At 60.4% G+C, this 11,516-nt stretch carries 9 protein-coding genes; all 9 read right to left on the bottom strand.

Annotated features, from left to right (window positions below):
- Nucleotides 1-26: 26 nt before the first annotated feature.
- The gene (locus ACLIBF_RS08105) at nt 27-1,985 is read right to left on the bottom strand and encodes a hydantoinase B/oxoprolinase family protein (protein ID WP_159223622.1); all 1,959 of its coding nucleotides are present in this window, start codon (nt 1,983-1,985) and stop codon (nt 27-29) included.
- Between the two features lies 1 nt (nt 1,986).
- Nucleotides 1,987-4,032 carry a hydantoinase/oxoprolinase family protein gene (locus tag ACLIBF_RS08100; RefSeq protein ID WP_448309515.1) on the bottom strand — a complete coding sequence of 682 codons (2,046 nt, stop codon included), beginning with the start codon at nt 4,030-4,032 and terminating at the stop codon, nt 1,987-1,989.
- Between the two features lie 18 nt (nt 4,033-4,050).
- Nucleotides 4,051-4,497 (bottom strand): GNAT family N-acetyltransferase, encoded by a 447-nt coding sequence (locus ACLIBF_RS08095; RefSeq protein ID WP_448309514.1) that lies wholly within the window; start codon nt 4,495-4,497, stop codon nt 4,051-4,053.
- Between the two features lie 454 nt (nt 4,498-4,951).
- The gene (locus tag ACLIBF_RS08090; protein WP_031377062.1) at nt 4,952-5,464 is read right to left on the bottom strand and encodes an Lrp/AsnC family transcriptional regulator; all 513 of its coding nucleotides are present in this window, start codon (nt 5,462-5,464) and stop codon (nt 4,952-4,954) included.
- 289 nt (nt 5,465-5,753) lie between these two features.
- Nucleotides 5,754-7,070, bottom strand: a complete 1,317-nt coding sequence (gabT, locus tag ACLIBF_RS08085; RefSeq protein WP_031377061.1) for a 4-aminobutyrate--2-oxoglutarate transaminase — start codon at nt 7,068-7,070, stop codon at nt 5,754-5,756.
- 113 nt (nt 7,071-7,183) lie between these two features.
- Nucleotides 7,184-8,317 (bottom strand): M20 aminoacylase family protein, encoded by a 1,134-nt coding sequence (locus tag ACLIBF_RS08080; RefSeq protein ID WP_031377060.1) that lies wholly within the window; start codon nt 8,315-8,317, stop codon nt 7,184-7,186.
- 1 nt (nt 8,318) lies between these two features.
- Nucleotides 8,319-9,245 carry a 2-hydroxyacid dehydrogenase gene (locus ACLIBF_RS08075; RefSeq protein WP_279810483.1) on the bottom strand — a complete coding sequence of 309 codons (927 nt, stop codon included), beginning with the start codon at nt 9,243-9,245 and terminating at the stop codon, nt 8,319-8,321.
- On the bottom strand, nt 9,245-10,087 hold the full coding sequence (locus ACLIBF_RS08070; protein WP_089561999.1) for a GNAT family N-acetyltransferase: 843 nt from the start codon (nt 10,085-10,087) through the stop codon (nt 9,245-9,247). Before ACLIBF_RS08070 ends, ACLIBF_RS08075 begins: the two co-directional genes overlap by 1 nt.
- A gap of 9 nt (nt 10,088-10,096) precedes the next feature.
- Entirely contained in the window at nt 10,097-11,428 is a 1,332-nt protein-coding gene (locus ACLIBF_RS08065; RefSeq protein ID WP_046288236.1) for an NAD(P)/FAD-dependent oxidoreductase, read from the bottom strand.
- Nucleotides 11,429-11,516 lie beyond the last annotated feature (88 nt).

Raw genomic sequence — 11,516 nt, 5'->3', positions numbered from 1 at the left:
GCGTAGTAGACGATGCCGCATTGCCGTTAGTTGTTCGCCATTGCCGGGTATCGCTGACGCAAATCACTGAATATTTGCGCCATATCCGCCGTTTCGCCTATTTCTTCCACCGCGCGGAATACCTGGGTTTTCAGGAAGTGCCGCCAACTGACCGGCGCTGCGGCAAGAAAAACCGTAAGCAAGTGATACCGCTGCGCTGTCCAGAGCGATTCAAAGCGCTGACGCGCCGCGCCGTGCTCAAAATGCTGGCTCGCTTGCTGTGGCATCGCGGCGCGCAACCGGGCTGTCTCCTGCAGATCCAGCTGATCATCCACTATCGCCACGCCATACTGTTGCCGGGCCGCGTTAAGGCTGAGAAAGCCGCAGCGCACATCCTGTAGCACCGCTTGCGGGTCGCGCTGTGACGGCAAACCATAACCGCCTGCGCCCGGCCCGCGCACTTCCACCACGTCGCCCGGCTCTGCGCTGATCACATCGGTATTGCCGTGGTTAATCACTCTGCCGTCACGCAGAGTGCGGAAGTGCGACAGCGCCCCGCTCTGCCCGCCGACCACGCCGGCGGAGGCAAATACCGACCGGTTGCGGTTACGTGCGGTAATAGTGGTATTGGGCGAGAAAACTTCGAATGCCATTTCGGTGGCTAATCCGCCGCGATACTGGCCTGCACCGGCGCTGTCCTGGGCCAGTCCATAGCGGTGAAAACGAATCGGTACTTCCGCTTCATTAATCTCAATCGGGGTATTTTTCAGGAAGGCGGAGAGGCCACCCGAGCCGTCTGGTCCGTCATGACGCGGCGTGCCGCCTGCGCCACCGCCGACCGGACCGAGCGAGGCAACCACGCTGCGGTTTTGAGTCTGGGTGCGGATATTCATGATCGAGTTGCCGCCGGGCGAGTTAGCCGGCAGACGGTCCGGCATTGCCAGCGAGAAGACGCCGACGGTAGCAATCTGCGACAGCGCGCAGGTCAGTGAGCGCATGCCCACCGCCGCCGGTGCCTCACAGTTCATCACCGTGCCCGGCGGCAGTATCGCCCGGGTCGGCCGCAGCGTACCGGCGTTGAGCAGCAGCGAACGATCGAGTGTAGAGAGCACATAGGTCACGCCGACCAGCGCCAGCGGATGCCGCTCACGACCGCCGGTCGGCATGTTCAGCGAGGAGGCCAGCTGGGGATCGCTGCCGGTGTAGTCCAGCTCCAGCCGATCGCCCTCTACCCGCAGCGTAATGGCGATGCGACAGGGATAGCCGCCTTCGCCATCTTCATCGGCGTAGTCGGCATAAAAATAGTCGCCGTCAGGAATGGTGGCGATAATGCTGCGCGCCTGTGCTTCGGCATAATCGAGAATCCCTTCAATGCCCTGCAGGAAATCCTCAACGCCAAAACGGGCAATAATGTCGTGAATTTTGCGCTCACCCACGTTAACCGACGCCAGCTGCGCTTTGAAATCGCCCCAGTTCTGCTCTGGTGCCCGCACGTTGAGCCGCATGATGCGGGCAACATCGTCGTTCAGTTCGCCGTTGCTGACGATTTTCAGCGGCGGAATGCGGATCCCCTCCTGCACGATATCGGTCAGCGAACGCGACAGCGAAGCCGGTACTGCCCCTCCGACATCGGTGTTATGAATGTGGCCGACCACGAAGCAGACAATTTCGCCCTGATGAAACACCGGCTTCCAGATATGGATATCGGGCGAATGGGTGGCGACGTTACCGGCGTAGGCATCATTGGTAATGCAGATGTCGCCCTCGGCGTAATCCTCAATCAGCGCCAGCACCGGCGCATAGTCGATGCCGCTGTACCAGGGTGCGCCAAAGCTGCGCGGTGAGGCGAACGCCAGGCCAGTGCGGCTGACAATCTGGCAGGAGAAATCTTCAGTCTCTTTGACAAAAGTCGAGTGCGCGGTGCGCATCAGGGTAAACGCCATCGCATCGGCGGCGGCCGCGCAGTAGTTGGCGAGGATTTGCAGGTTACGTCCGTCAATTGCCATATTACGCCTCGCTCGCAGTGATCAGCAGGTTACCAAAGGGGTCGACTTTGACCCACATGCCGGGCGGCACGCAGGTGGTGCAATCATCCTGGGCGACGATCACCGGGCCGGTCAGCCGATGCCCGGCGCGCAGTTCCGACCGCAGCACCACATCCACCTGATGCCACGCGCCATCAATCCACGCCGTCACCTGCTTCAGCACCGCGACCGGTTCGGTGGCGGCTGGCAGGCGATTAATTTCTGGTTTTGGCACCGGCGAGGCGATCACCAGCCGCAGATTGATCAGCTGCACCGGCGCATCCGCGTCACAGTGGCCGAACAGCTGCTGATGCTGACGATCAAACGCCTGATGCAGCGCCGTGACGTCAGCCGTCGTCAGCCAGGTCGCCTCCAGCGGCACTTCAATCTCAAACGACTGGCCGCGATAGCGCATATCCGCGCTGAATTGCAGCTGGTACGGCATCTCGCTGCCATGCTCCTGCACCAGCCAGCCACAGGCACGTTGCTGTAACGCCTGCGCTTCGCTGGCTAAGGTGTCGGCCAGCGCTGGCGTCAGGTCACTGTAAAGAGTGCGGATAAAGTCATTGCGGATGTCGGCCACCAGCCCACCGAGCGCCGAAAGGACACCAGGCGTGGGCGGCACGATCACCCCTTTCATGTTCAGCTCGCGTGCCAGGAAGCAGCCCATCATCGGCCCTGCGCCGCCAAAGGCGAGGAACCAGAATTCGCGCGGGTCGAGGCCAAACCGTGACAGCAAACCGCTGGTATCGCTGTACATGCTGGAGATCGCCAGCTGGATGGCGGTCTCTGCCGTTTCATGCACCGTCACCTTGAGCGCATCGGCCAGTGGCTGCCAGGCCGCGCAGGCGGCGGCTACATCTACGCTCACGGCGTTATAGCCGAGCGCGCCGTGGCCCATCATGCCGCAGGCGGCAAAGGCATCGGTGGCGGTAGGCTGCGTCCCGCCGCGCTGGAAGCAGACCGGTCCCGGCAGCGAACCGGCGCTGTCCGGTCCCATCTGCAGCACGCCCTGGCCGTCGATCCATGCCAGTGAACCGCCGCCCTGCCCGACCGAGGTCACGGCAACCGACGGAATAAAGATCGGGAAATCACCAATGATTTCGCCGTTGCCCTGCGCCACCTTGCCATCCACAATCACCGCCACGTCGGCACTGGTGCCCCCGATATCGAGGCTGAGAATTTTGTCGAAACCGCAGGCGCTGGCGAGATAACTGGCCCCGATCACTCCGGATGCGGTCCCGGAGAGTACCATCTGTACGCACTCGCGTTTCGCCTGCTCAATGCCCATCACGCCGCCATTCGATTTGGTAATGCGCGGCGGGGGCTTCACCCCGATACGCTGCAGCGCCTGCTCAAACGATTCGAGGTAGTTGATCACCATCGGCTGGACATAGGCGTTGATGGTGGCGGTGATGGTGCGTTCGTATTCACGAATGATCGGCCAGATATCGGCCGAACAGGAGGTCAGCAGCTCGGGTGCCACTTCGTCAATAATCGCTTTAACGGCAGCTTCATTGTGCCGGTTGCGGTAACTGTGCAGCAGCGAAACCACAATGCCCTGACAGCCCGCCGCCCGCGCCTGCGCGATCGCATCCAGCACGCTTTGACGATCGACCGGTTGCAGCACGTTGCCGTGACAGTCGCTGCGTTCGCGGATAGCAAACACCCGATCGCGGCTAATCAGCGGTGCGGGACGCCGCGAGAAGAGGTTGTGGATATGCGGAATTTTCAGCCGCGCCAGCTCCAGCACATCGCAGAAGCCTTCGGTGGCAAACAGCGCCAGCCGAACGCCGCGGCGCTGGATCACCGCGTTGATTCCGACCGTGGTGCCGTGGGTAAAATAGCCAATCTCTGTCGGTTCAATGCCATCACGCTGCTGAAACTGCGTCAGCCCGTTGACGATTTCGCTGCCCGGCCGATCCGGGCGCGACAGGACTTTGAGGGTATGAATCTGATTGGTTTGCTGATCGAGCACGGCGAAATCGGTAAAGGATCCGCCAATATCCACGCCAACGCGGTATCGCATCTCAGGGTAACTCCGGAGTCAGGAGGGAGGAAATTCCATCAGCGTCTGCGGATCTTGCACCACACGCCAGCCAAGTCGCTGGTAGACCTGATGGGCATCACGGGTTGACAGCATCCAGCGGTGCACCGTTTGCAGTTCGGGATGTTCACGGACGCAGGTGGCCAGCCAGCTGCCCAGCCCGTGCCCACGCCAGTTTTCATCGATCATCACATCACACAGCCAGCCAAAACGGGTGTAGTCAGTAATCAGCCGGGCGAAACCGATCTGCGCCTGCTGGTGATAGAGGCCAAACGGCAATGATCCGGCAATCGCCCGCTCGGTTTTGGCCCGCGGCTGACCCTGCGCCCAGTAGGACTTTTCAGCCAGCTGGCGATGGATCCAGTCAAGGTCCAGCTGCTGGCGCGCGGTGGACACGGTGAACGCATCACGTTGCCAGTGCTGGTCAGCAATGATTAATGAACTCATGACAACTCCTTGTATCGGTTGAAAACAGTGTAAAAGGGTTTGCGAAACGGTTAAGACCGTAGCGTGCATCAGAAGGTGTTGTAGCGCCTGAATTTCAGCGGCGAAAGAAATTTTATGCTGTGCGCCGGATTCCTGCTGCTGGCATGACCGGCCATCAGTTTCACTGTGGCGCGTCGACGCAGAAAACAGGGCTAAAATGACGGACGCGTTGGCGGGGTAAATCAGAACGGGAAATGCGGGACTTAAATGCGGACGCGTTGGCGGGGTAAATCAGAACGGGAAATGCGGGGTTAAATAACAGGCACGTTGGCGAAGGCAAATCTGAATAAGGAACGCGGAGAATATGCCGTTAAGCCGCAGTCATGACCAGCGGCGGGATCGTTACTGACAGTGCAGCCGCCCCGCCTTCCCCGGTGATGAGGGAAAGCGGGGATGAGCGATCACAGACCGCCCGCTACACACCAAACTCGACCGAATTTTGTTTACCGATCAGCGATCGCAACGGCACGCTGCTTTTCATGATCGGTGACTTAATAACGATATAGCTGAAGTACTTATCGATGCCGATCTGTGCGTCGAGCATCTTCTCAATCACTTCCTGGTAATGTTCAATGCTGCGGGTAATAAAGCGCAGCAAATAGTCGTAACCGCCGGTGATCAGATGGCACTCCATCAGTTCATCCACGTCGCGCATCGCACTTTCGAATTTCATAAAGTCTTCGCGACGATGACCGGAGAGAGTCACTTCGGTAAATACCGTTACCGAATCGGTGATCCGCGTCAGGTTAATATGCGCTTCATAGCCAGTGATAAAGCCCGCCTGTTCCAGACGCTTGACCCGTTGCAGACAGGGGCTGGGGGAAAGGCCTACCGCATCGGCGAGGTTAACGTTGCTGATACGGCCATCTTTCTGGAGTTGCACCAGGATATTGATGTCGATGCGGTCAAGTTTCATTAAGCCGTTCATAGCACCCCTCATTGTCAGAGCCTATCCCAGTAGGCGTAATTGTTGCAGGCAGTCTGGGCACGAACAGCGCGGAACAACCGGAGCGTACCAGGTAGTACGGGAGGATTGTGAGCACTGCCCAGGTTCAGACTGACAAATGAAATAGCCTAATGGGATAGGCTCTTAATCAAATGTGCAGAACCTCCCGAAGGTATAACACGCTTTACGGTAAACGCGCCAGCGCTAAGCAGTGGTTATACCAGCGGGAGATTTTCAAATTACTTTAACAATATCAATGAGGAAGCTCGACTTACCCTAACCGTCCCGTGGCACGGGCCAGGGCAATATCGAAGATATGCAACGCTTCTTCCAGTTGCGAGTCGGTGGTGACCAGCGGCGCCAGAAAGCGAATAGTATTACGATGCAGCCCACACTTAATCAGCAGCAAACCTTCCTGGCAGGCGCTATCCAGGATCTTCTGCGTCAGTGCCGCGTCGGGCCGTCCGGTCTCAAAATCCAGAATCTCTACCGCCTGCATAAAGCCGACGCCACGCACGTCACCGATGCAGGCATATTTATCCGCCAGCTGCCGCAGACGCGCATTGAGCTGTTCGCCAAGCTGGCAGGATCGCTGCAGCAGGTTGTCCTGCTCGAACAGGTCCAGTACCGCCAGCGCCGCGGCACAGGCCAGCGCATTGCCGCCATAGGTGCCGCCCAGCCCGCCGGGAGTCGGCGCATCCATAATCTCTGCTTTACCGACCACGCCGGAAATCGGCAGGCCGCCGCCCAGACTTTTCGCCAGAGTAACCAGATCGGGTTTGATGTCGAGATGCTGGAAGGCGAACATCTTGCCGGTACGGCCAAAACCGGTCTGCACTTCATCACAAATCAACAGAATGCCGTGCTGAGCGGTGATGCGCCGCAGCGCCTGCATAAACGCCGGACCGGCCGGCAGGAAGCCGCCGTCGCCCTGCACCGGCTCGATAATAATTGCCGCCACCCGCTCCGGCAGGATCTGTACCGCAAACAGCTGATCCAGCGCTTTCAGGCAGTCCACTTCACTGATGCCATGCAGCGGATTAGGAAACGGCAGGCGATAGATATCGCCAGGGAACGGACCAAAATTCTGTTTATAAGGCGCAGACATGCCGGTCAGAGTGACACCCAGCAGCGTGCGGCCGTGAAAGGCGCCATCAAAGGCAATGATGCCGGGGCGCTGGGTATGCGCACGGGCGATCTTCACCGCATTTTCTACCGCTTCGGCACCGCTGGTGAAAAAGACGCTTTTGTACGCGTCGTCACCGCCCACCAGCTTGTTCAGCCGCTGGGCCAGCGTAATGTAGCCCGGATAGGCGACCACCTGAAAACAGGCGTGGGACACCATGCCCAGCTGACGGGTGACGGCGTTGACCACCGCCGGATGATTATGACCGACATTCAGCACGCCAATGCCGCCAACAAAATCGAGATAGCGATTGCCTTCTACATCCCACACTTCGCTGCCTTTGGCTCGTTCGATCACCAACGGATGTGCGGTGACCACGCCACGCGGCACGTTCTGCTCGCGTGCATCCAGTAACAGGCTGTTATCGGAGTATGCTTGCTGCTCTGCCATGACATTCTGCATTTTAAACCCTCATCCACGTAACGTTCGGTTGGCTCAAGTATCGCAACCCGTTGGTTTCTTACGCTGCCGTAATTCCGCAGGCAGCGGCATTTCCTGTCAAAATCCTGCTGCATTCAGCAGGGAAATTTCTCTGCCAGCGCCTGACGGATCAGCGCGACAAATACCTGAATGCCATGCGGAATCAGCGCATCATTAAAGTCATAGGCAGCATGATGCAGTGGCTTACTGGGGGCCGATCCCAGCCACAGATACGCGCCGGGACGCGCCTGCAGCATGAAAGCGAAATCTTCGGAAGTGAGCGCCGGCTGCGGTGCGACGTCAGTCGGGATGCCCGCCTGACTCAGCGCCTGCAGACAGAACTGCGCTTCGGCGGCACTGTTGATGGTCGCCGGGTAATAGCGGTGATAGCTGACCTCGGCACGCAGGCCGTGCGCGGCGGTGATGTGTTCTGCCATCTGGCGTAGCCGCGCTTCCAGCGTCGCCTGTGCCGCCGGGTTGAAGGTGCGAACCGTGCCGGTAAGGCTGGCTTCGGCCGGGATCATATTGTGCGAAAAGCCGCCCTGCATCCGGGTGACGGTTAACAACCCGGTTTCGCAGGGATCGAGCGCACGCGCCACCAGGGTATTGAGCTGCACCACCAGTTCACTGGTGGCCAGCAGGGTATCGCGTGTCAGGTGCGGTTGTGCTGCATGACCGCCACCGCCGAACACCCGGATATCAAAGCGATCGGCCGCCGCCATAATCGGCCCGGGCCGGGTTTGCACCGTGCCCAGCGGCAGTTGCGGCCAGTTATGAATGGCATAGACGGCGTCACAGGGAAAACGACTGAACAGCCCGTCGTCGATCATCGCCTTCGCCCCGGCCAGTCCTTCTTCGGCTGGCTGGAAAATAAAGCAGACGCTGCCATCAAAGGCGATATCGCGTGCCAGGACCTCCGCGGCCCCCAGCAGCATCACGGTGTGACCATCGTGACCGCAGGCGTGACTGACCTGCTCCACCTGACTTTTCCACGCCGCCTCCCCCTGATCCTGCATCGGCAGCGCATCCATATCGGCGCGCAGCCCGATCATGCGGGAGCTGGTGCCCTTTTTCAGCACCCCGACCACGCCGGTTTTACCGATGCCGCGATAGACCTCAATACCCTGCTGCTCAAGAAAGGCGGCCACGATATCGCTGGTGCGTTGCTCCTGAAAACCGATCTCCGGATGAGCGTGCAAATCACGGCGCAGTGCGACTAAAGCGTCCATTTTAATATCCTCGCGAGCGGTCAATCAGCCCGTGCAGCGGCTCCCCGCGCTGATAGCGCCGCAGGTTATCCAGCAGGGCGACAATGGCACTTTCGTTTTGAGTCTGGCTGGCGATGTGCGGCGTCAGCCAGATCGCCGGATGACGCCAGAAGGGGTGCGACGGCGGTAACGGTTCCGGATCGGTGACATCAATCACCGCCGCGCGAAGCTGACCGCTCTCCAGTGCCAGCAGCAGATCGTCATGATTGAGCTGCGGACCGCGGCCAGCCTGCACCAGCGCGGCACCGTGCGGAAGCTGGTTAAACAGCGCGCTATTGAGGAGGCCGTGAGTCGTGGCGGTCAGCGGCAGCAGGCAGACCAGGATATCGCTGTGTGCCAGAAATTCGGCCAGCTGGTCGTCGCCGTGCCAGCAGCGTACACCGCTATACTGGCGTGGGGTCCGGCTCCAGCCGGCGCAGTCAAAACCCAGCGCCACCAACTGTCGCAATGCCGCCTGGCCCAGTTCGCCCATTCCCATTACCCCAACCCGCCGCTGCGCGGCTGGCAGCGCACTGTGCGCCTGCCACTGTTGCAGGCGTTGCTGCTGGAAATAGCGCGGCATATCCCGATGCAGGCCCAGCACCGAGAAGGTGACATATTCAACCATGCCCTGCGTCAGGCCCGGTTCAATCATCCGGATGACCGGTAAATCGGGTGGCAAGATGGTCAGGTCAAACTGATCGGCCCCTGCGCCAACTGAAAACAGCAGTTTCAGATTGGGGAAACAGGCGGCTATATCGTCGGGTGGCTGCCAGGCGATCAGCGCATCAACCTGATCCGGTTCACCGGTTTCGGGCCAGATATGCAGCGTAATGTCTGGCGCATGTTGTGCCAGCCAGCGCTGCCACAGCCGGCCACGTTCCGGCTCAGATTTATAGACGAGCTGCATCAGGCCATCGCCTGCGTCATCAGGCCAAACGCCTGCATTCCCTGCGGCGTCCACGGCGTGCCGCGTACCATGGTGGTCGGCGCGTCAACCTGTTCCACTCCCAGAGTGCTGAGCCAGGCGGCCAGCGGCAGGCTGGCATCGGTATCAATGCGCAGAAACTCCCCCTGCACGCCCTGCATCAGCGCGGCGACCAGCGTCTGCGCCAGCGGGAAATCATCGGCAATCACCGGACCAATCGCCCAGCCGTGACCAAAGCGGCGCAGGCTGGCGAAACCGTGGATCTGCCGATCGGCATCCTGTAACAGTACGGTCTGCGTGTCGCTGAGCAGATGATCAAACAGCGCCGGACGGTGCATCCCGTGCGCCTGATAATCCAGCGCCACCAGCGACGATTTGTCGGCTGCGCTGGCGCGGCGCAGTTCCAGTCCGGCAGGCACGGTGACCTGCGGTACGCTTAACAGTGCGCGGGTCTGATGCTGGCGGATCTCACCGCAGCTGACAAAACCGAGTTTTTCATACAGTCCTTTGCCCATTTCCGTAGCGTGCAGACGCACGTTGTAGCCGGGCAGTTTTTCCAGTTGCGCCAGCATCAGCTGTTTGCCGAGCCCCCGTCCCTGCTGCTGATTGTCAACGATCACCAGACCGACGGTGGCCGCCTGTTCGCCCCAGCGCCACAGCACGGCGCTGGCAATCAGTTTGCCCTGCTCCTCAATCACCGTGCCCTCACCTAGTTGCAACGCCAGCTGCCAGTCTTCGCGGCGATGCGGCCATTTCAGCGCCTGGGTCATCGCGTAGCAGTTATCGAGGTCATCTGGCGTCATTGCACGTAGCGTTATGCTCATCGGGTCTCCTTACATCATGCCGGGGGTTTCTAAGCCGCTGCCGTCAACCAGACGGCTGTAGCGATAAGGTCTGGGATCGACGATCGGGGTGGCGTCAGTGGCGAGATCGGCGGCCAGCCGTCCGGCACCCGGCCCGATGCCGAAGCCGTGCGCGCTATAGCCGGCTGATAACACCAGCCCGGGCAGTTTTGCCACGGTCGAAATCACCGGAATCGCGTCCGGGGTGCTGTCGATCATGCCGCCCCACGACTGTGCCAGTCGCAGATTAGCCAGCGCCGGATATTCCCGACGCATCGCCGCCAGCCCCTCTTCGACGATATGCGCATCCGCCGCCGGATCGAGAATTCGCATCCGCTCAAAGGGCGACATGCGGTCAAATTCCCAGCGTCCCATCGCTTCCGGACCACGGAAGAACGGGGTAATGCCGAGGTTGAGGGTGAGATTTTTACGCCGGCTTTTAAAGGTCGGATAGAACTGACGGGCATAGCGCAGCCCCTGAGCCCCCGGCTCCAGCCGTCCCCGCCCGGAGACTGACACGGTGTAGCTGCCATCCAGCTGTGGCCGACAGGCGAAGCCCGGCGTGTAGAGCGGCATGGCAATCGCCTGCTCAATCGGCTGGGTGCGGAAGGCGGTGCCGATTACGTTGCCGAGCGGCAGATCGATACCGTGACGACGGCAGAACATCGAAGTCCAGGCACCCGCGGCACAGATTACCCGGCTGGTTTTAATCAGGCCGCGCTCGGTCCAGACGCCGCTGACCCGGCCTGCGGCAATATCCAGCCCACGCACCGCACATTGCTGGAACACCAGCGCGCCGTGCTTCTGCGCTCCCATCACCAGGCCAGGTGCGGCAAGACGCGGTTCGGCATGGCCGTCGGTCGGGGATGAGACACCACCACGCCAGGCGGTGGTGCTGCCAGGCGTCATCGCTTTCGCCTGTTCGGCAGTCAGGATGTCGCTGCGGACACCGTAGCTTTTCGCCATCTGCCCCCACTTCTCCCATGCGGCGATATCCGCTTCAATCCGGGTGGCGTAAACCAGACCGCTGCGGCGAAAACCCAGCTCTTCACCGGTTTCGGCGTTGAGTTCACCCCAGCGTTGCAGGGCATAGATAATCAGCGGCAATTCACGCTCATCACGGTTTTGCTGGCGACACCAGCCCCAGTTGCGGCTCGATTGCTCTGCCCCCACCAGTCCTTTTTCGATTAACACCACCTTCAGTCCCTGTTTTGCCAGCTCCCAGGTGGCGGCAGCCCCGGCGATACCGGCGCCAATCACCACCACATCGGCGGCCTCGGGAAAGTTTGCACTGTCCTGTACATAACGAATCGGTGCAGGCATAGCATTGCTACCTCTGTTATTGGTTATCAGGCCGGGCGCGATCCGGTAAACCGGCCGCCGGCCCTGCTCCGCGCCTCTGCCACCATGG

The sequence above is a fragment of the Pantoea sp. PGP6 genome, from assembly GCF_053474785.1.
The sequence above is the reverse complement of the archived record's forward strand: the minus strand, read 5'-3'. Positions and strand labels throughout refer to the sequence as shown.

What these genes read in the sequence shown, in the direction of transcription:
- ACLIBF_RS08105 (WP_159223622.1), bottom strand. Translation starts at nt 1,985, where the DNA reads ATGGCAATTGACGGACGTAACCTGCAAATCCTCGCCAACTACTGCGCG.
- ACLIBF_RS08100 (WP_448309515.1), bottom strand. Translation starts at nt 4,032, where the DNA reads ATGCGATACCGCGTTGGCGTGGATATTGGCGGATCCTTTACCGATTTC.
- ACLIBF_RS08095 (WP_448309514.1), bottom strand. Translation starts at nt 4,497, where the DNA reads ATGAGTTCATTAATCATTGCTGACCAGCACTGGCAACGTGATGCGTTC.
- ACLIBF_RS08090 (WP_031377062.1), bottom strand. Translation starts at nt 5,464, where the DNA reads ATGAACGGCTTAATGAAACTTGACCGCATCGACATCAATATCCTGGTG.
- gabT (WP_031377061.1), bottom strand. Translation starts at nt 7,070, where the DNA reads ATGCAGAATGTCATGGCAGAGCAGCAAGCATACTCCGATAACAGCCTG.
- ACLIBF_RS08080 (WP_031377060.1), bottom strand. Translation starts at nt 8,317, where the DNA reads ATGGACGCTTTAGTCGCACTGCGCCGTGATTTGCACGCTCATCCGGAG.
- ACLIBF_RS08075 (WP_279810483.1), bottom strand. Translation starts at nt 9,245, where the DNA reads ATGCAGCTCGTCTATAAATCTGAGCCGGAACGTGGCCGGCTGTGGCAG.
- ACLIBF_RS08070 (WP_089561999.1), bottom strand. Translation starts at nt 10,087, where the DNA reads ATGAGCATAACGCTACGTGCAATGACGCCAGATGACCTCGATAACTGC.
- ACLIBF_RS08065 (WP_046288236.1), bottom strand. Translation starts at nt 11,428, where the DNA reads ATGCCTGCACCGATTCGTTATGTACAGGACAGTGCAAACTTTCCCGAG.